General features: G+C 39.7%; 11 protein-coding genes. 4 read left to right on the top strand and 7 right to left on the bottom strand.

The genetic code is table 11. The features are described 5' to 3' along the window. Positions 1-228: 228 nt before the first annotated feature. The 7 genes from IR083_RS16620 to IR083_RS16590 form a co-directional block, all read right to left on the bottom strand. Complete coding sequence (locus tag IR083_RS16620; protein WP_242052461.1) at positions 229-1,032, bottom strand: AraC family transcriptional regulator; 804 nt, start codon at positions 1,030-1,032, stop codon at positions 229-231. Between the two features lie 37 nt (positions 1,033-1,069). Continuing rightward, positions 1,070-2,551 (bottom strand): MBOAT family protein, encoded by a 1,482-nt coding sequence (locus IR083_RS16615; RefSeq protein WP_317174754.1) that lies wholly within the window; start codon positions 2,549-2,551, stop codon positions 1,070-1,072. 41 nt (positions 2,552-2,592) lie between these two features. After that, positions 2,593-4,041 (bottom strand): LysM peptidoglycan-binding domain-containing protein, encoded by a 1,449-nt coding sequence (locus IR083_RS16610; RefSeq protein WP_194225177.1) that lies wholly within the window; start codon positions 4,039-4,041, stop codon positions 2,593-2,595. 16 nt (positions 4,042-4,057) lie between these two features. Then, positions 4,058-5,440 carry a hypothetical protein gene (locus IR083_RS16605; RefSeq protein WP_245532150.1) on the bottom strand — a complete coding sequence of 461 codons (1,383 nt, stop codon included), beginning with the start codon at positions 5,438-5,440 and terminating at the stop codon, positions 4,058-4,060. 283 nt (positions 5,441-5,723) lie between these two features. Then, positions 5,724-6,203 (bottom strand): pyridoxamine 5'-phosphate oxidase family protein, encoded by a 480-nt coding sequence (locus IR083_RS16600; protein WP_194225176.1) that lies wholly within the window; start codon positions 6,201-6,203, stop codon positions 5,724-5,726. Between the two features lie 95 nt (positions 6,204-6,298). Beyond that, complete coding sequence (locus tag IR083_RS16595; RefSeq protein WP_194225175.1) at positions 6,299-7,219, bottom strand: DUF3316 domain-containing protein; 921 nt, start codon at positions 7,217-7,219, stop codon at positions 6,299-6,301. Next, positions 7,194-9,863, bottom strand: coding sequence for a DNA gyrase/topoisomerase IV subunit A (locus tag IR083_RS16590; RefSeq protein WP_395858087.1), 2,670 nt, complete (start codon positions 9,861-9,863; stop codon positions 7,194-7,196). Before IR083_RS16590 ends, IR083_RS16595 begins: the two co-directional genes overlap by 26 nt. A gap of 799 nt (positions 9,864-10,662) precedes the next feature. Between IR083_RS16590 and IR083_RS16585 the strand changes: the two genes are divergently transcribed. The 4 genes from IR083_RS16585 to IR083_RS16570 all read left to right on the top strand — a co-directional run bounded on the left by IR083_RS16585 (position 10,663) and on the right by IR083_RS16570 (position 21,557). Next, a complete protein-coding gene (locus IR083_RS16585) occupies positions 10,663-11,814 on the top strand; it encodes an FkbM family methyltransferase (protein WP_194225174.1) in 1,152 nt (383 codons plus the stop codon). 69 nt (positions 11,815-11,883) lie between these two features. Next, positions 11,884-15,816 (top strand): two-component regulator propeller domain-containing protein, encoded by a 3,933-nt coding sequence (locus IR083_RS16580; RefSeq protein ID WP_242052459.1) that lies wholly within the window; start codon positions 11,884-11,886, stop codon positions 15,814-15,816. Positions 15,817-15,978: 162 nt separating this feature from the next. Further along, positions 15,979-18,537: a cellulase family glycosylhydrolase gene (locus tag IR083_RS16575; protein WP_194225172.1), complete on the top strand. Its 2,559-nt coding sequence runs from the start codon at positions 15,979-15,981 to the stop codon at positions 18,535-18,537. Positions 18,538-18,641: 104 nt separating this feature from the next. Then, positions 18,642-21,557 (top strand): SusC/RagA family TonB-linked outer membrane protein, encoded by a 2,916-nt coding sequence (locus tag IR083_RS16570; protein WP_242052462.1) that lies wholly within the window; start codon positions 18,642-18,644, stop codon positions 21,555-21,557. The last annotated feature ends 75 nt before the right edge of the window (positions 21,558-21,632 follow it).

Below are 21,632 nucleotides of genomic sequence, written 5' to 3'. Positions count from 1 at the left end.
ATTCTCTCAATTCTGTCAAAGAACTCGTGAAAGTAGAGAACTCTCGTGTGGTTTTCTTTATGCCTTCGCCATCCACGGTGGCTACTACTACTTTCTTGTGTACGTCTATGCCGCATCCCCTGGATACGACCTGGGTAAATGTAATCTGTTCCATAGTCTTAATCTTTAGTTGGTTATAACCAAAGCTAAGGGCCTTTGCTAACTTTTACATTATCTTTGGCGTCTTTTTTACGTCATGGGGGTTTCGTAATTGAGAGATGCAGCTATATCCGATATGGAATCGGATGTATATAAGAGCATTTTCTTTGCTTCTTGTATAAGCTTATTCTGAATAACTTGTTTAGCGCTAATTCCCTTTGATGATTTTATCAGTTCATTCAGATAATTTGGAGTAATACAGAGTTTATCTGCATAATGACGGATAGAATGGTTTTGATTGTATTCTATGCCTACAAGTTTTATAAAAGAGTCGGCATGTCTGTTTTTTAGTTTTTCGGCATTATCGGTAGATGAATTTTTGAGGATATAAATCCTGTCGAGTGATTTCAGTGTCTGATATAGTAAGGCTCTTAATATATGCTTATCTTTTTCCTTATAAGAGTCTATTTCCTGTTTAATTTCATTTATCAGCCGGAGAGTATGCCCGGATTCTTCACCCAGACTTAATTTACTAAAAGTATGCGAGTCTCTGAAATATGATAAGTGTTGCAGAAAATCAGGATCATTGAAGAACGTGAGTAGAAATTCTTTTTCAAATATCAGTGCGTAGCCATCGGTAATATTGTCTATGTCCCACCAGCGTATCTGGTTGGGTGAGGAGAATATTATATCCCCTTCCCGGACATAATAATCCTTTTCATCGATTCTAAACTTTCCATGGCCATCAGTAATCAGCGTAATATCGTGATAGCTTAACCTATGGACAGCATCCTCTTTCAGGTATATCTTTATATCCTTCAGCCGGACAACATCAATCAACAGCTCTTCGCCGTATTTGGTCTTGTGGAAGGCGTATTGTTTGATCCGGTGCATAGGATACACATTTTTTTTAAGACTTTTGTGATACCGTTTAAAATTGGAAATAGATAAACGGCTGAGGACCACTCGACATTGTAGCATACACCAACCAGAAGACTAATCCTGCCAATCCTGCTTTGAACACCAACGGAGTATTGTTGAACCCGGTTTTCACTTTGTTCACAAACTTTTCAGGTAAGAAATGCATAACATATCCTATGGCGACGAGGATAAATACATTCTTGTATCCTTCGAGTACAACCAGCCAGTCGTGTGGTGCGAATGTCAGATTACCGATACTCATAATCACGTCACCGGCCAGTTCGAAACTACCTGCGCGGAAGAATATCCAGCAAAAGGCTACGAAGTGGAATGTGAATAGTATGCAGATAATACGGGTAAAACGGTTGTCCGGTATTTTTATAAATTGTTTGAAGAAACGTTCTACCACCAATATTCCTCCATGCAGTCCCCCCCAAATAACGAATTTCCATGATGCCCCATGCCAAAGACCTCCTATGAGCATTGTGAGGAAAAGATTTACATAGGTTCTTATTTTCCCCTTACGGTTCCCTCCTAATGAAATGTATAGATAGTCGCGTAGCCATGATGACAATGAAATATGCCAGCGACGCCAGAACTCGGTGATGGATTGTGATTTATACGGAGTCAGGAAGTTGGGTGGAATGGTGAATCCCATCAATAAGGCCAGTCCGATTGCCATATCCGAATATCCCGAAAAGTCACAATATATCTGCAATGTGTAGCCATATACAGCCATTAGGTTTTCGAATGCCGTATAACTCAATGGAGAATCAAATACCCGGTCGACAAAGTTGGTAGATATATAGTCTGATATAACAGCCTTTTTTATCAGACCTATCAGTATAAGGAATATGGCGGTACTGGTCTCCTCCCTCGTCAAATGCAGTTTTTTGTACATCTGCGGAAGAAAATCTTTTGCCCTGATGATGGGCCCTGCTACCAGTTTAGGGAAAAAACTGATGTAGAAGCAGAAGTCGAGGGTAGACCTGGCCGGTTCCATCTGTTTGCGGTAAAGATCCACGGCATAACTAATGGCCTCGAATACGAAGAATGAAATACCGATAGGCAATATTATATTCTGGAACGATAAATCGCCGTGAAATATAGCGTTAATATTATCAATAAGGAAGTTTGTATATTTATAATACGATAGCATTCCCAGATTAGCTATGATGATGAGTGCAAGTAACAGTTTCCGGGAAGAAGGTTTCTCTATCTCATACATCTTTTTTGATAACAGATGGGTAACGACTGCGCAAATGACCAATAGTATATAATAATTTCCACCTGCTTTATAATAGAAGAATAGCGAGAAAACGATAATATATATCTTACGGAAAAGCTCAAGCTTCTGAGACTTTGTGAGTACATATATAATATAGAATACAAGGAAAAGCCCCAGAAACAACGGACTATTGAATAGTAATGGGTGCTCGGGATTATATACAAACCATGAATGAATATCCAGTTTCGCAAATAGCCTGGAGATATAATCGGGAAGATATATATCAGTTATGTTTAACAGTGCTTTCAATTTATCTTTTTCTTCTTAAAATTATTATATGCGTCAATAAAGTCGGAAGCAAATAGCTGTCCTTGAGCCTCATATCCACTGGTGGTGTAATGGACTTTGTCGCGGGCAATCAGACGTGCATACTCTCCTTTGGGCGCGATACCGGATGCTCCACCCATACGTGTATATAAATCCCATACAGGCAGGTTGCTCAGTCCCATGAGGGCATTACTATAGTCGGTTATATAAGTATTTACCCGGCGCCGGCGAAACATGGATGGAGGTGGAGTCATAACCAATACCATTGCGAAGGGATTAAGTCTTTTTATATTCTCTACAAATTCCTGTATCTGATAAATATATTCCGTATCCGATAGCTTTCCGAACGACTCGTTTGTACCAAAAGACAAGATTACGAGATCGGGGTGGAGGATAGGCAATTGTTCGAAAAACAACGGATATTTATTATAATCCGATAGTTTTGCTCCATTAACACCTATCGAGTGGTATATGACACCCGGTTTGTCATTTTCTATAACGAATCCGTTTAGATTATACATTGGTTGTTTTTCGGCCGGTAAAATAGTAATACGGCTCATCAATGTATCGCTGGTATAGGATGAGTAATAGGGTTTAGTTACCATACTCACATAGTCTATACTGTCTTTCGCTATATTGGATATCTGGGCTTTAACCTGTACTGGCTTGGTGCTTCTAGCCCCTGCTTTTACCGGTATCTTAAGCCTCTGCTTTGGTCTTATCATATTCGACTTCATTCCATTGGCTTTCTTTATCTGCGCTACGGTAACCCCATATTTACGCCCTATTACCGATAAGCTTTCCCCACTTTTTACAGTGTGGTATCTCATCCCTATAGTAGATGCGGTGACAGTGCCCGATGACGAAACCTGTAATGGCTCGGCTGTTACGGACATTCTGTATTGAGGCTCTTTCGTAGGGTAGATGATTTTTATTTTATTAAATTCATATCCTTCCTGTGTAGATAGTTGCAGGACGAAGTCTTCGGCGGAGGTATACAACGCTATCCCGCTCAGTCCCACACCCACATCGGCAACAGGATATACATTCAAAAGGCTCTGCCATGTGGCATTACATGCATATTTTACATAACGGGGACCGTTCGTCCTTACCAAGCTGTAAGGGAATGTAAATCCGAATCCTCCATTTCCGAACTTAAACTGCAAAGCTTCCCGGATTGCATTGGTGAAAAAGTCGGCTTGAATATGTGAATCGCCTATATGCACTATATTTACTTTGCCTTGCTTGTTTTTCTCTAAATTGTATAATTTCTCAAAAACGGCTGACAGTAATGCCTGATTAGCAAAAATATTATCACCGCTATCCGTTGTTTCCTTGCTATTGTATCTGCCCTTGGCAGATAGCATGATTGCAGGCAATAATAAAAACAGGAAGAATAGGGGTAGTATTTTCTTTGCAAACTTCATCAGCAGGTTATTTTCTTTATTGTTTCGCTTTAAATTTCGTATATCCTTTATCTATTTCAGTATATATCAGTTTAGCCACCTTCTTTGAGCCTGAGCCATTGAAGTGAGTATAATCCTTATTGGCCAGTTTGTTATCTACCCAGGTTACCATCGACCCTTTGCCACCCATCACTTCATACAGGGATATAAAGCCGGAATTAGTTTTACGCGCATAATTCCGTTGCGCATTGGCCAGAGGTACCACAGCAGGATCGGTTTGCATAGTCCCATCTATCTTTAATGCTCTGTCGGCTGTGGAGATGACTAATATGTCGGCATTCGGGAAACATTCATGCAGATTGTTCACTACTGTTGTCATATTCCGTTCGTACCAATTGTAATTTAATGAACCATAGCCTAATACATTTGCTCCATAATGAAGGATTATTAAATCATAATTTAATACCTTGTCGAAAGCGTTCATTAATGCCGGGTTTAGAATGGATAGGGGCAGACCCGAATTACCACGCGTAGAAAAATTATCCACATGCACGCCTTCTCCGTTATCGAAATTGAATCCGTAGATAGGTATGGAATCTGCATTATGGAAATTGACCTGTATCGATTTGGCATTGTGGGACGAAAGGGATAATGTATTTAATAGATTTACCGGATTCAGGCTCTTGCTGGAAACCGAATCTTTATCTGCCGCGACCGTAACGTAGGCTTTGCTATTATTCCCCCTGCCGTATAATAATACAGGATTATTCAGTTGTGTAGAATGCTTCTGCGACTGAGCTTTATACCTGACCCAATATGCTTGCGCAGGGTCTTTTGCAAAGAAAACCTGCCCGTCTATACCGAATGGCTTCATCGGTTTTTTCACCTTTATAAATGATTGGGAGAACCAGTTTTTAGAATACTGGTGCGATATGGATCCTCTGGCTCCTGCCGAAAGTGAAGATACTGCTACATAGCCGACACCTTCTCCTCCATAATTTTCCTGAAACTCGCTGCGTACATCTTGTACTATGTAGTCTCCGTCATTCATAGAGTCTCCGAAATAAGCAATTCTTACTTTGCCTGTTTTCGTTTCTTGCAGTTCGCGTAGTTTAGTATAGAAACGATTGAGGTTTTGATATCCGTCGGCTGCTAATGCGGGGTTGAAATTGGCATCTACTTCCTCGTAGGCCTGGGCTTTTGCACTGTCCGATTCTACTATAGCAGGGGTGTCATGTATTTCTGTCGTATCACTCTGAGCCATAAGCGCCATGCTATCCATCAGGATATTTTCGTTTGCTTCCACGTGTTCCGAAAACAAGCGTTCCGGCAAAACTTCCTTGAAAACTAAAAAGGCTGCTATAGATAAGGCTACGAATAAGATCGCCTTACCAAAATACGAATTATTAGATGTACTCACAATCAACAATTTAATCTAATGTTTTATTTGATTCTGAAACTATTTTTCTAAAGTTGTGCAAAGCTACTTACTTTTCGCTAAAATATATTATGAGAGAATATATTTTAGTGATATTTTACTTTTATGTCAACGTATTCAGTCCCAACAATCACATAAAACAATGGTTGTTTACTGAGACAAAAGTATATTCTATCTTTTATATTTTGTAATTGTTTTAGTACGTTTGTACCAAATACGGCGTTTACTGTATGAAATTTAGATTTCTAGTGGTGAAATAGTCCCGTTAATATTTTGCTTTTGCAGTAATGTGTTCTATTTCTATTTTGAATGTGGCTGTCCGGCTCCATGATTTATCCATGTACTTTTCACCGAGCTCTTCATACTCCGGGGAATATTTTCGTACCAGCAATCGCAAGGCTTTTCGTTTTTCATCATCAGACAAATCCATATTGGCTTTGCCGAATACGATAACACTTTCGAAGAGAGTTGTGAATTGTTCGGCGATGGGTTTAGTAATGCCAACCACGCAGAATGAAACTTTATTATTTCCTCTTAATATATCGAGTTTCTGCCCCTCCGGCGCACAATGGAAATAGATGTTGTTACCCTCCTTATCAAATGCGTAGCTGATAGGTATGCCATAAGCATAACCATTCTCGGTTGTTCCTAAACTGAGGAATCCGTATTCGGAAGTTTGCAGTAGTTCGGTTATGCGAACCTCGTCTTCCAGTATTCTGTTTTGTCGTCTTATTTCTCTAAACATTTGGCCTCCCCAACCCCTCCAAAGGAGGGGCCTTTGGTTTATATTTATAAATTACCCACTCTGTTCACCACCCTTTCGGAAGGTTGGGAGGGGGCTTAGTCTCCGTTCCAATAATTATTCTTAGCTTTCTCTCTTGGTCTTTTCACACTCTCGATAGGAAACCCGATTACGAAACTATTGGTATAGTGGTGAGTTTGTATATCATGTACTTTCGTCTGATACCACGAACCAAGATAACCTATGCGGATAGTATATTTATGTATTGGTACATCTACTGTCAGGTAATTGCGCAATGCCCGCTGATTATGTAATGAAGCGAAATTGACTACCCCGACAGAGTTTCCTAATGAAATCTCATAATAAGATTGTCCGTATCTGGGAGAGAACAGCATGCCCATAAAGGGCGTATCCATTTGCCAGCGTACTGCAAACCATTTGAATTTATAGGATGCTGTAAGCGACAGGTTCAGATTGGTGTATCCGCGTGCTGTGGCTGGATTATTCCCGTTGCGTTCATTATAAAGCACGCCTGCATTGATGTCCCACAGTCCGCCGACACCGAAGCGGAATGCATCGGTATTATACAGACTGTAATGCCCGCCGATACGGTAATTTGCCAAAGCCCAGTATTCAGTGGCGTTCTTTGCCGGATTGTCCCCTTTGGAAAAATCCAGTTGAAAGACCTGCTGTTTATAGAATTTATAATTGAACCATGTGGTGTGTCGCATTTGCTCATACATCAGATGTATGGAAAATCCTTTGTATTCTAATGGAGACAAGTATGTATCATACATATTGGCAGAGCCAATGGATGTAGTGATGGTGTTGTTGGTGATAAGAGGTTTTGGTATACTTAGACTAGAGTCATCGATAATTATCGTTCTCTTCTGTGGAGCATAACCTTCAATCACTACAGCTTTTAGAGAGTCTTCCTTTATTTGGGCAGATATACTGCTGCAAAAAAGTAAATAAGATAATATCCATATAATTTTACTCTTCACCCTCCTTATCTCCATCTTTAAACAATGATTGTTGCCCTGTTATTTCATCTATGATATCTGATATAGGTCGGTTGTCGATTTCGTCATCGTCGTCATCTATTTGTACTTCAAATTTCTTTTCTTCTTCCTCTACCACTTCGGGGAAGCGGATCGGTTCCAGTTCCCTGATTTCTCCGATTTCGAATGTCGACAGGCGTTTCCCTTTTGCTTTAAAGCCTTTTACTGCAATGAATTCATCGGCATCTATTTCCAATGCTTCACGATAACTGTCACGACCGCCGAATGTAACCTGTATCCGAGGATAAACAATGTCGGTCAGTATATGTAATTTCGATTCATGATTTTCTCCAAGGAAATTCTGTTTCTTTGCTGAGGCCTCGAATACAAAACGTTTCAGATACATAAACTGCTGATCAGCATCAAACAGTACGGCTGTCCAGATCTTATTCGCGTCGAATTTTTCTATACGGATAATACCTGCTTCGTAGTGATTGGTCACATCGAAATTTGAAGTGTAAAATTCACCATTTTGGTTTACAATGAGTATCTGGTCGTCGCTTTGGAACTCTCCGAGGAATTTGCCCCGTCCGTCATAATTAAGGCGCAGCACGTCTTGGTCGAACCATACTTTACGTCCTCCGAGGGTAGAGCCGCCTTTTTGTTTTAATGATATTTTATGTACTTCGGCTTTTGTCAGAATATTACCCATCGACTGGCGTCCTTTGATGGCTATATCGCTGAAGTCTTTTTCGAAAACAAGTATCTTCTGGCGTGGTTTCGGTTTCAGTATTACACGTATTGTTTCTGCCTCTCCATTAGGATTTGCGCTGAAATATACAATCCGTGAACCTTCCTTTCCCTGTGTTACATCGTACTCCTTATCACGGGTGATACCGGTTACTGCAAAGCGTTTGATATAATCGGGCCCATGTTTTCCATGACGGTATACCACATTGTAAATTGTACGATTGTCGTTACGGCGGAAGACATAAAGATACAGTACGTTTTTGCCGACGAACATTTTGTCACTGACTTTTACAATCTTATACTTTCCGTCTTTATAGAAAATAATGATGTCGTCGATGTCGGAGCAATTGCATACATATTCATCTTTCTTGAGTGCCGTACCGATAAATCCTTCCTCGCGGTTGATGTAAAGTTTTTCGTTGGCTTCCACAACCTTTGTGGCCTCAATGGTATCGAAACTCCGTATTTCGGTTTTACGGGGATAATTCTTACCGTATTTTTCCTTCAACATCACATACCATGAAATAGTGTAATCTGTGATATTTTCGATATTGTGCTTTATTTCTTCTATTTCTTCTTTGTATCGGGCTATCAGTTCATCCGCCTTGTCGGAATTGAACTTGAGGATGCGTCCCATCCTGATTTCCATCAGTTTCATGATGTCTTCACGGGTTACCTCCCGGATAAACAATTTGGCAAATTTGGCCAAACGCTTGTCTATATGCTCAACAGCTGCATCCATATTCACCGCATTCTCAAATTCTTTATCTTTATAGATACGCTCTTCGATAAATATTTTTTCGAGAGAGGAGAAATGAAGTGTTTCTTCCAGTTCGCTCTTTTGTATCTCCAGTTCAAGTTTGAGGAGCCTTCGGGTATTCTCGGTTGTATCTCTGAGTATTCTGCTTACAGTAAGGAAATACGGCTTGTTATCTTCAATCACACAGCAGTTTGGAGAGATACTTATCTCACAATCGGTAAATGCATATAGCGCGTCTATTGTTTTATCAGACGAAACGCCGGCAGCTAAGTGTACATGGATTTCGACATTCTGGGCGGTAATATCGTCTACCTTACGGATTTTTATCTTGCCTTTGTCATTTGCCTTCAGAATAGACTCTACGACAGAAGAAGAGGTTCTTCCATAAGGAATATCGCTTATGACAAGAGTTTTGTTGTCTAGTTTCGATATTTTGGCGCGTACTTTTACCGAACCGCCACGTTCTCCATCATTATATTTGCTTACGTCTATATAACCCCCTGTCTGAAAATCTGGATATAAAGTGAATTCTTCTCCTTGCAGATGCGCTACGGCGGCATCACATAATTCGTTGAAGTTATGAGGAAGTATTTTAGAAGAAAGACCTACGGCAATACCCTCAGCTCCTTGCGCCAGCAATAAAGGGAATTTTACGGGCAGGGTAATCGGTTCTTTATTACGCCCGTCATATGATGGTTTCCATTCGGTTGTTTTAGGATTGAAGAGTACCTCCAACGCAAATTTGGAAAGGCGGGCTTCTATATAACGGGGTGCGGCAGCACCGTCTCCGGTAAAGACATTTCCCCAGTTTCCCTGACAGTCGACGAGTAGATCTTTTTGTCCCAGCTGTACCAGGGCGTCACCGATAGATGCATCTCCATGCGGGTGGAACTGCATGGTGTGTCCTATAATGTTTGCCACCTTGTTGTAACGCCCGTCATCCATGCGTTTCATTGAATGCATAATGCGGCGTTGAACCGGTTTCAGACCGTCGGTAATATGCGGTACGGCACGTTCGAGTATGACATAAGAAGCATAATCCAGAAACCAATTCTGGAACATGCCTGACAGATGCAGTTGATTGTCTCCCGAGTCTTTTACTGGTACTTTATAATCGGAATGACTGCTGTCATTTTCCGATTCTTCATCCATAACGGGCTCTTCGTTCTCTAAATTCTCTGGTTCGTCGATAATATCTTCGGGGAACATGTGTAATATCTGATTTTTAAGTAAAAGATAGAATTTAATGATACATTTCGGATTGCACCTTGTTTCTTGTTTCTTTGCTTCGCAAAGTATAAATAGGTTTGCGATCCTGGCTATTTCAAAACTCGTTCAAAGATAGTTTTTTTTGGTCTGAAATCAAAATTGGGATTTGAAATAATCTGAGAGCCTTTTTTATAATTAGGGCAAACCTGAAATTTATTTTTTTGAATAAATTTATCTATGTAGTTAGAGCCGATAGCCTTTAGCTGTTAGCTTATAGTATTCTTTGAAATTTTGATTAGCAGATTTGTAAATTAGTATATTAGTATATTAGCAAATGAGTGATAAGTGTAACCTTTGTTACCTTTTGAGAAAACTGTAGGGGCGGAATATTTTCCGCCCGTAGGTCATTTCGGGCGGAAAATATTCCGCCCCTACAAAAGACTGAAAGGGTTGTTACCTTTGTAACCTTTTAACAAAAGCTTCAGTGAAATTCAGTGTCTTCTCAGTGTAACATAAAAAGATTATTACCTTTTAACAAAATATAGTTAATGAATATGAAATGCACAAGATAAAAACAATGAAAAAACTGTCAGATGTGTCAGTTTTTAACTAAATATAGTCAATGAATGCAAAATAAGCAAATAGCTATAACTTACAATTTTTCGAGCGTTTACCATATTTTATAATAAATACAGATGTTGCATGCTTTTTTTCTTACTTTTGTTCTAGAAAAAACGTATTTATGATAATAGATAATAACTATCTGGTTCAGCGCATTGAAACGCTGATAAAAGAGAAGCAGCAAAGCAGTCGTATCGAACAAAAAGAGAGTAATCGGTTGTATCAGATAAAGCTTCGTTTTCCGCAATGGCTTAGAGGTATAATTTTTCATCCTTTTAATCCTGTGTATTCGATTTACCTCCAAAGAAAAGCGAGTATAAGAAAGTCAAAAGAGAATTATATTCCTTTAGAATCCTTGCATCCGTTAGCAGTAGAATTTGCCAGATATTGCTTCTCACAGAAAGTCAATTTTGATTCAAATATATATTATCCTCATGAAGATGAAGTTGAAATAATATCTTTTATCGATAATAGACTAAAATCGGTCATTGCCGGATACAGCTGTTTGAATATGACAGAAAGACAGAAGGATATAATAGAGAAAAGAAAATTGATACAAGCTAAAACAAAAAAACTGAGCGACGGATATTCTTTAGATCTGGATGGGCTGAGTTATTTTCTACCAAGCGATTCTTTTCAGGAGCATACGTATATTCATGATTATGGTTTGAAATATCTTCCCGGATATGTGCATGAATATATTAAGGGGAAAGATTTTCTCGATGTGGGTGCATACCTAGGGGATACTTCTATCTTACTTTTGAAAAAATATAATCCGGAAAGGATCTTTGCATATGAGCCTGTCGGAAAGAATGCAGAGCAGCTAAAAGAAACTGTCCGGAAAAATAATGCAGATAAAATTATAGTTGTAAATAAAGGTCTGGGAGATAAAGAAGAGAAAGTTGATATTTATATAAACCCGGAACAGCTATCTAGTTGTACAACAAATGATTATATCGCCGGCGCTTCAGCTATAAAAGAGATTATACATATTACTACTATTGATAAGGAATGCAGAGACCGTAATGTGGGACTGATAAAAATGGATATAGAAGGAGCCGAATACTCATCTATTCAGGGTGCACTGGAAACTATAAAAAGAGATAAGCCTGTGCTGCTCATATCACTCTATCATACCGGAAAGGATTTTTTTGAAATACCTCCTGTGCTGAAAGCGGCTGTCCCTGATTACCAATTCCGGTTTTTTAATATAGAAATTGTTAATCCTATTTCAGAAAAAATACTTGTAGCATATCCTGCCGGACACGCATAAGAAATTTGTAAACTTACTGTAGAAGCTATTAAAATCTTATATTTGTATCTGGATAGTATGAAAATTACGATGATACATATTAGATTTCTATATACTTTTCTATTCCTTCTGTCCACTCTTTTAGTGACGGGACAAAAGGTGAACTATCAGACTTTCAGCAATATCAATCTTAATTCGGAAGCCTCGAGTATCAATTGTTTTGCACAGGATGCTCAAGGCCTGATATGGATAGGCTCTAATAAAGGGCTTTTCAGTTATGACGGATACACAGCCCAGCAACACTTTTCATTCGACAGCAAGACTAATACGCAGATATATTGTATTCTGGTACTCGATGATACATACTTATGTCTGGGGACTGATAACGGCATACTATTTTATAATTACAAGACCGATAGTTATAAAAATACCGATCTGAAGTTTCCACCTGATGTAAGGGCTATGGTATTAAAGAATGGTATTTTATGGATTGGTTCTCTTGATGGACTTTACAGATACAATATTAAGACAAAGCAGATCGAGAACCTTAGCGAAAAAGAAAATAGCGGCCTTCCCCACAGAACAGTCTATTCCATTATAAATACAAAAGATAACGATTTATATATCGGTACTTATAATGGACTATGTAAATACATTCCGGCAACAGATAAATTCATTATTATCAATTTGCCCGCCAATATAAAACGAAATAATCAGTTTGTAAATTCATTATTAGAAGATACCGCCCGTGGATGTATATGGATTGGCACTGAAGGAGCATTACTAAAATATACGCCGGGGTATAATACAGTAGAAGAGATCAGCTTTTTCCATGATAATTCTATTAAATCCCTTGAGACAGATTCTAATAATAATCTGCTTTTGGGAACAGATAACGGTCTTTATGTATACAGTGAATCTACAAAAGATATACAACATGTGGTTCATGACTCCCGCAATGAAAAATCTTTATCCAATAATATCGTGTGGGGGATATTTGCAGATCGGGAGAAAAATATATGGTTAGGTACCGATTATGGGATATCCTTATCGCGCTATAACAAAGTGTTTCAGATTGTTCCTATTTCTCAAATAACAGGGATCGGCGACGGTAACAGATTCCATGCCATATTTAGAGATTCGCGTAATAACTTCTGGTTCGGGGGAACCAACGGCCTTATCTTATCCCTGTCTTTTACAAATAACCCTGAAAACTCTGTCTGGTACAGGATGGGAGACCGACGTTATCCTATTTCGCACAATCGTATCAGACATATCTATGAAGATAAAGAGCAAAACCTTTGGGTGGCAACAGATGGGAGCATCAACCGGTATGATTATGACAAAAAGCAATTTATACATTACAGCATTGTCGACAGTACGCATACGCTCAATTCCAACTGGGCATATCATATCTTCGAAGATGATAAAGACCACCTTTGGATAGCAACTTGTCTGGGTGGAATATTCGTTGTGGATAAACAAAAACTGATTCAGTCTTCGCCATCCGCTAATTATGTAGCGGACTATAATTATTCTACACGTAATGGATTGTCAGGTAATTTCATTAATCAGATTGTGCCTGACCACAAAGGCAATGTTTGGGTATTGCTTTATAACAATGGAATCAATAAGATAGATACAAAACTGAATAGCGTGACAAAGATCCCGATAGAATCGGGAACCAATAATGAAAATCCGAACTATATAATATGCGACCATGAAGGCTTTATCTGGGCAGGATTCCGGGGCGGGCTGGTACGTATAAATCCCGAAAACGATGAATCCCGTTTCATTAAGTTCGATGCTTTCAGTAATAGTGAAATACTATCATTGGTAGAAGAAGGACAACATATATGGATATCCACAAGCGATGGTGCATGGGTACTGAATAAGCAGAACTATAATGTGCAGCGTTTGAATATAACAAATAAAGCCTATACCAGCGGCTTCTTCGACAGATCCTCAGATAAGATTTATTTAGGCGGAAGCGATGAATTAGCTGTTTTTTCACCGGCCATGTTACAGGAAGTACGCCCCGATCTGCCAGTTGTACTTACGGCCTTGTATGTAAATGATAAGTTATATCAGTCCGGCATAGACTACAAAGGTTATAGTATCCGCTATCTGGACAAAATAGAATTGAATTATAAGCAGAATAATCTGGGGTTTGAGTTTTCGGATTTGATGTATTCGCAAGAGGAAGGGAGTAAATTTGTATACAGGCTTGAAGGAATAGACAAGGACTGGAATATACTGAAACAAAATTCGGGTCGTATAACTTATCCCAACCTGGAGTATGGAAAATACAGCCTTATTATAAGTAAGCTCGACTCGTCAGGCAAACCATCAGATAAAATATATACATTTTTCATTCAGATCAATCCGCCGTGGTATTATACGGTCTGGGCGAAATGTATTTATGCTTTTTTATTATTATGCCTGTTACTTTGGATAATGAATTTTTTCAGGGTGAGGAACAATTTGAAAATAGAGCGGATAGAAAAGGAAAAGACGTTGGAATTATCTAACCTCAAGATAGATTTTTTTACGAATGTATCGCATGAGTTCAAGACGCCGCTGAGCTTGATTATAGCTCCGGTAAGCCGTCTTTTGTTGGAAACAAAAGATCCGTATAAGAAAAAACAACTTGAAGCGGTACAGCGAAATGCTTTAAAATTGAACTCTCTCATCCGTCAGGTCCTTGATTTTAACAGGATAGATAGTAATACGAATGCAAACCTGATATTATCGAGAGTCGAGTTCGTGGAATTTGCCCGGAGCCTGTACTCGGTTTATGAAGAAGGGTATAAAGAGAAGAATCTGAAGTTCTCATTTCATACCAATAGAGAGAAAATCCATATAAATATAGATGTATTGAAAATAGAATCGGTACTGAATAACCTTATAGTCAATGCCTGCAAATATACCAGAGAAAATGGAGACGTAAACTTTAATCTCGTAGCAAACGATACGGACAAAATATTGGAAATAACTGTTTCGGATACAGGTATAGGTATACCTCAGCGGGATATTCCTTATATATTCGAACGTTTTTACCAGTCATCAAAAACTTCGAAAGAGAAGGAGGGGACAGGCATCGGCCTTTATCTGGCAAAGACATACAGCGAACAGCACGGAGGCGCGGTTACTGTTTCGTCTGAAGAAGATAAGGGAACCCGGATTGTTATTACTCTGCCTCTGGACGACAATGAGGCTGAAGCAGATATTGTATCTCAAAGAAGAGATGCAAATAATAATGGGAATAAGCCGCTTGTATTGGTTGTCGATGATAATCCCGAAATAGCGGATTTCATATGTCAGACACTCGTGTCCAAATACAGGTATGAAGTGGCTCATAATGGTAAAATGGGACTGGAAATGGCTTTAAATCTTAATCCCTCTCTGATAGTAGCCGACATCATGATGCCTGTGATGGACGGATTGGAAATGAGCCGCCGTATACGCAGGAATATACCGACTTCTACGATACCTATTATCTTGCTTACAGCTAAAGATGATAAGACCACCGAGCTGGAAAGTATAAATCTGAATGTAGATGCATTCATATCCAAGCCATTCGATCCTGAAATCCTTTTGTCCCGTATCGAACAATTGTTGAAGAGTAAGCAACAGCTGGAAGACAAACTGCGGATAGAAACTATAGCTGCCCCGAAAGCAATAGAAGCTACATCTCCCGATGAGAAGTTCCTCTCCGAGATAACAACGATTATAGAAGATAAGATTGCTGACCCCGATCTGAACGTAAATGCGCTCAGTGATATTTCGGGTGTCGGATCCAAACAGATTTATCGCAAAATAAAACAATTGACCGGACTCTCGCCTGTTGAGTTTATACGCTCGGTACGTTTGAAAAAAGCAGCGATGCTCCTTTCCCAAAATAAGTTTTCCATTGCTGAGGTGATGTATATGGTCGGATTCTCTAACCGTTCGTATTTTTCGAAAAGCTTTCAGGCTGAATTTGGAAAAACCCCGCGCGAGTTTATGGAGAGTGAAAGTTAACGTGTTTATTTGTAGGTGTTTACTGATTTGTTCGGAATAAGTTAAACTCTTCCATTGTCCTGTTTGTGTTCTCATCTGTCTAATTTGTGCATAGTGTAAATCATTCATTGGGTATAAATTTGCTGTTGTCCTTAAAAGGAAAAACAGTTAAATATAAATACCATGAGATTACTTTTCACAACACTATGCAGCTTGCTGTTCTCTTTATCTGTTTTCGCTCAGAAGAAAGCAGATATTCCTACAATTTATATAGACAAAAGCGGTGTGATGCGCTGGTCGGATACCCGTCAGGAAGCTTCTTTCTACGGGGTAAATTATACAATGCCTTTTGCCCATGCTTACCGTGCAGTCAATTATATAGGGAAGAATCATAAAGAAGCCATCGACAGGGATGTATACCATTTCGCGCGACTAGGTTTCAATGCTTACCGTATCCATGTATGGGATGTGGAAATATCCGATGCAAAAGGCAATCTGATAGAGAACGATCATCTCGACCTGCTGGACTATCTGATAGCAAAGCTGAGGGAACGCAATATACGCGTATTGATTACAACAATGACAAATTTCGGAAATGGTTATCCCGAAAGGAATCAGAATACAGGGGCATTTTCTTATCTGTATGATAAATGTAAGATACATAGTACTGAAGAAGCTATTGTTGCTCAAGAAAATTATATAAATAGTTTTGTAAAACATGTAAATCCTTATACACGCCTATCTTATAAAGACGACCCGTATATTGTAGGCTTTGAAATAAATAACGAACCTTGCCATGCAGATACTCCGCAGCAGACCGAAAGCTACATTAACAGGATGCTGTCTGCTATTAAAAAGGCAGGCAACAATAAGCCTGTGTTTTATAATGTGAGCCACAATCTGGGGCATGTACAGGCCTATTTCAATACAGCTATCCAGGGTACTACCTACCAGTGGTATCCTATCGGGCTGGTTGCAGGACATACGCGCAAAGGTAATTTTCTGCCGTATGTGGATGATTATGGCATACCGTTCTTTAATGTGAAAGGCTTCGATACAAAAGCGAAAGCCGTCTATGAATACGATCCTGCCGACATCACTTATTCTTATATGTACCCGGCAATGACCCGCGCATTCCGCACGCAGGGATTCCAGTGGATTACCCAGTTTGCTTATGATCCTATCGATATAGCATGGGCAAATACCGAATATCAGACTCATTTCCTTAATCTGGCATATACCCCGAATAAGGCAATCAGTATGAAGATTGCAGCGGAAGTGGCGTATAAGGTGCCGATGTATCAGAAATATGCAAAATATCCGAATGATACGGTATTCACCGATTTTCATGTCAGCTATGCACAGGATCTAAGTGAGTTGAACAGTACGGACAAGTTCTTTTATTCGAATAATACGGCATCTTCACCTGTTATGCCAGAACAGTTACAGTCGGTAGCAGGTTGCGGAAGTTCACCAATAGTAAAATATGAAGGTACAGGCGCTTATTTTCTGGACAAGCTGGAAAATGGGTTATGGAGATTGGAGGTTATGCCCGATGCCGTGCAGATAGAAGATCCGTTCAGTAAGCCGTCTCTGAAAAAAGAGGTGGTTACTATCGCATGGAATACATGGGCTATGGAAGTTAGGTTGCCCGGTTTAGGTGAGAATTTCACTGTCACAGCTATCAATGATGGGAATGCTTATAATGGTTTATCAAAGGGTGCGGGCATTTCTGTAAAACCGGGCGTCTATCTTCTGAAAAATGCAAGCTATACCCCAAGTGCCGAATGGGGTAAAAACACCAGATGGAATGATATCCTGCTGGGGGAGTTTGTTGCGCCGGAGGCTCATGCAAAAACATTTTCAGTAGTACATCAGCCTGCAAAGGTAATTGAAAGCGGCAAGCCTTTACCGGTAGAAGCACAGATCGTAGGACCGTCGTTTCCCGATTCGGTCATTATTTATACAGACAAAGTTTCTTTCTGGTCGGATAAGAACCCGTCTGTGAAAATGAAACGTATACATGGGTATACTTACGGAGCGGAAATACCTGCCGATATGATAAATGAAGGGCTTTTCAGGTATAATATAATAGTATGCAAGGATAATAAGAATTATACTTACCCTGCTAAAACGGAAGGCAATCCCTTGGATTGGGACTATACCTGTTCTGAATACTGGGAGAGTGCGGTTGTAAGAGCTGAAGACCCTTTGGTATTGCTAAAGATAACGGACGAATACAGCGATGTAGAGGCATATGGCATTCCGGAAACGTCTTATGTATTACGAAACTTTGTAACAGATTTAACAAGCGCGAACTCTTTGAAATTCAGATTTAAGGTAACGGATGCAGATGCCCGCTTCTTTTGGAGAAAATATATCAGGGATTATGTCAGTAAAAGGAAAGATAGGCTGGAAAAATCAAAATACCTATGTGTCAATCTGAAAAATACAAAAGGGATCAATAAGTTGAATGTGGGTTTTGTTACCTCCGACGGATTTACTTATACTGCGGTAGTAAATCTCGATAAAGACGGACTTTACAAAGTTTCCTTATCAGACTTGCGACAGGTGAAGACGGCTCTGTTGCCATCCCCGTATCCGACTTTTCTCGAGAGATATTTCGAGCCTGACATACAGATACCATTCGCTACAGAAAAAATAGAGATGTTAGAAATGTCAACCGTAGATGATATAATAAATGATGCGACCTTAGATTTAGGCAGTGTATGGCTGGAATGAAAAATAAATTAGAATATGAACAAACGAAATAATCACCTTATTAAATATTTAAAACCATGAAAAAATACGATAGTTGTAAGAAATTTACTTATTTCCGCTTCGTAATGGCTTTGGCTTTATTGTTGCTCGCGCCCCTGATGGCTGCGGCACAGTCAAAGACGATTACGGGAACAGTAGTAGACGAAACAAACGAGCCGGTTATCGGAGCCGTTGTGAAAGTTTCGGAAACCACATTAGGTACTACCACCGATATAGATGGTAAATACTCGATTGATCTGCCGGAAGGGCGCAACCAACTGGAATTCTCTTTTCTCGGATATGAAACACAAATAGTTATGGTTACTGACAACCGGGTTGTAAACATAAAGCTGGAACCCAAAGCGCAGCTAATGACCGAAGTCGTTGTAATAGGCTATGGTACGCAGCTGAAAAAAGACCTGACTGGAACAGTATCCAGTGTGAGTAGTAAAGACTTTAACCAGGGGCTTATCGGTTCTCCCGAACAACTGATAAACGGAAAGGTCGCCGGAGTGCAGATTATGTCGAATAATGGTTCGCCTACATCGGGAAGCACTATCCGTATCCGTGGGGGAGCATCACTAAATGCGAGTAACGATCCGTTAATCGTTCTTGACGGTGTGCCTTTGGAAAGCGGAGGTATCAGCGGTAACAGCAATAACTTCTTGAGTCTTATCAATCCGAATGATATAGAGAGTATGACAGTGTTGAAGGATGCTTCTTCCACAGCCATTTATGGCTCAAGGGCTTCGAACGGGGTAATCATTATCACTACTAAAAAAGGAAGTTCCGACAAATTGAAAATTAGTTTTAATACTACATTCTCTTTGCAGAATAAGACAAAAGTAGCAGAAACCCTTTCTGCTCAGGAGTTCCGTGATCTGATAACCAGCAAAGGCAATGACCAGCAGAAGGCCTTATTAGGTGAGTCCAATACAAATTGGAATGATGAGATATATCAAACGGCAGTTGGTACGGATAATAACCTGAGCGTAGCCGGAAACTTCTCCAAAACAGTTCCGTTCAGGGTGTCGGCAGGTTACTATAACCAGGAAGGTATTTTGAAAACCGATAATGCAAAACGTTATACCGGAAGTATCGTTGTAAGTCCTACTTTTTTCGACAATCACTTAAAATTTGACTTCAACCTGAAAGGCTCGATAAATAAAAACAGCTTTGCCAATACCGATGCTATCTGGAATGCGACGGTTTTTAATCCTACCCAGCCTGTTTATTCCGGTAATTCAAATTTCGGAGGATATTACGAAAGCCTCGACAATGCAGGTGTTCCCGCAACAGGAGCATTGCTCAATCCTGTCGGTTTATTGAAACAGGAACAACATGAGAGTACAGTGAAACGCAGTATCGGGAATATGGATGTGGATTATAAATTTCATTTTCTGCCTGAACTGAAAGCGCATCTGACATTAGGTTATGATTATGCCAAAGGTGAAGGTACAAACTATATTCCTGCTGAGGCTGCCAATGTATATCAGATTGGTGGTACGGATAATGAATATTCGCAGGAAAAAACAAACAAGCTGTTTACAAGTTATCTGAATTACTCGAAATTCTTTAAGAACATAAAAAGCAATCTGGACGCTACTGCCGGTTATGATTACCAGCACTGGAGAGCTAAAACTCCCGTATTTATAGATAAGAACATTGCAGGCGAAACGGTAAGCACCTCTCCTGCACAGGATCAGACTCACGTTTTATTATCGTTCTACGGGCGTGTGAATTATTCTTATGATTCCAGGTACATGCTGACGGCAACTGTTCGTCGCGACGGATCGTCCCGCTTCAATCCGGATAACCGTTGGGGAACTTTCCCGTCGGTAGCACTAGCGTGGAGGATATCGCAGGAATCATTCCTGAGAGATAATAATGTAATCAGCGATTTGAAACTTCGTTTAAGCTATGGGGTGACAGGCCAACAGGATGGTATCGGGAACTACTCATTCCTGCCTGTTTATACATTGAGTAACGAATATGCACAATACCGTTTTGGGGATAAGTATTACCACCTCTATCGTCCGTCGACCTATGTTGCTGACTTGAAATGGGAAACAACAGATTCGTATAATGCAGGCTTCGATTTCGGATTCCTCAATAACCGCATCAATGGTACATTCGATTACTATAACCGTAAAACGAAGGATTTGCTGGCGACAGTATCAGTTCCGGCAGGTACAAACTTCGCCGAGAAAGCAACCACTAATGTGGGTAATATCGAAAGCAACGGTCTTGAGTTTGCAATTAACGCGACTCCTATAGACACAAAAGATATAACCTGGACACTCGGCTTTAATGCGACATACCAAAAAGTGAAGATTACAAACCTGTCATTGGTTAAGAACGAAAATTCTCCGGGATCTTATACAGGTCCTGAAGTCGGTGGGCAAGGTCTACAAATTCTGACAGAAGGATATACTCCTTATATGTTCTATGTCTACAAACAGGTGTATGATGACGCAGGCAAACCAATTGAAGGAATGTATGCCGACCTGAACGATGATGGAGTTATCAATGAAAAAGACCTGTACCGTTACCATTCACCGATGCCTGATTACCTGTTGGGATTCAACTCACAATTCAGATATAAGAACTGGTCGCTGGGTTTTGCTTTGAGAGCGAGTTTCGGTAACTATGTTTACAATAATATGGCAGCCAATGCAGGAGCATGGGAAACGATGCAATACATTCCGTATGCAATCAATAATATGTCGAGAGACTTCCTGAATACAGGATTCCAGTCACGCCAGTTCCGTTCCGATTATTACGTGCAAAACGCATCATTCCTCAAAATGGACAATATTTCGGTAGGGTACAATGTAGGGAAAGTATTCAATGGCCCTAACCTCAGAATAGGTGCTTTGGTCCAGAATGTATTTACTATTACCAAATACGATGGAGTAGATCCTGAAATAACAAATGGTTTCGATAGTTCCTTCTATCCTCGTCCGAGAATATTCTCTTTAAGTCTGAATCTTGATTTCTAATAAATTATAAGTAACCGAAAAAAATAATGAAATATTTTTCAGTCTTAATTAACTGTTGTTACTATACATACAAAA

The organism is Dysgonomonas sp. GY75 (assembly GCF_015234155.1).
Lineage (GTDB): Bacteria > Bacteroidota > Bacteroidia > Bacteroidales > Dysgonomonadaceae > Dysgonomonas > Dysgonomonas gadei.
Note: the sequence above shows the minus strand (reverse complement) of the source record. Positions and strands in the feature narration are given on the sequence as shown.

Excerpts from the sequence above, each read along its gene's own strand:
- IR083_RS16570 (WP_242052462.1), top strand. The coding sequence starts at position 18,642 with ATGGCTTTGGCTTTATTGTTGCTCGCGCCCCTGATGGCTGCGGCACAG.
- IR083_RS16620 (WP_242052461.1), bottom strand. The coding sequence starts at position 1,032 with ATGCACCGGATCAAACAATACGCCTTCCACAAGACCAAATACGGCGAA.
- IR083_RS16580 (WP_242052459.1), top strand. The coding sequence starts at position 11,884 with ATGATACATATTAGATTTCTATATACTTTTCTATTCCTTCTGTCCACT.
- IR083_RS16600 (WP_194225176.1), bottom strand. The coding sequence starts at position 6,203 with ATGTTTAGAGAAATAAGACGACAAAACAGAATACTGGAAGACGAGGTT.
- IR083_RS16590 (WP_395858087.1), bottom strand. The coding sequence starts at position 9,863 with ATGGATGAAGAATCGGAAAATGACAGCAGTCATTCCGATTATAAAGTA.
- IR083_RS16575 (WP_194225172.1), top strand. The coding sequence starts at position 15,979 with ATGAGATTACTTTTCACAACACTATGCAGCTTGCTGTTCTCTTTATCT.
- IR083_RS16610 (WP_194225177.1), bottom strand. The coding sequence starts at position 4,041 with ATGAAGTTTGCAAAGAAAATACTACCCCTATTCTTCCTGTTTTTATTA.
- IR083_RS16595 (WP_194225175.1), bottom strand. The coding sequence starts at position 7,219 with ATGGAGATAAGGAGGGTGAAGAGTAAAATTATATGGATATTATCTTAT.
- IR083_RS16585 (WP_194225174.1), top strand. The coding sequence starts at position 10,663 with ATGATAATAGATAATAACTATCTGGTTCAGCGCATTGAAACGCTGATA.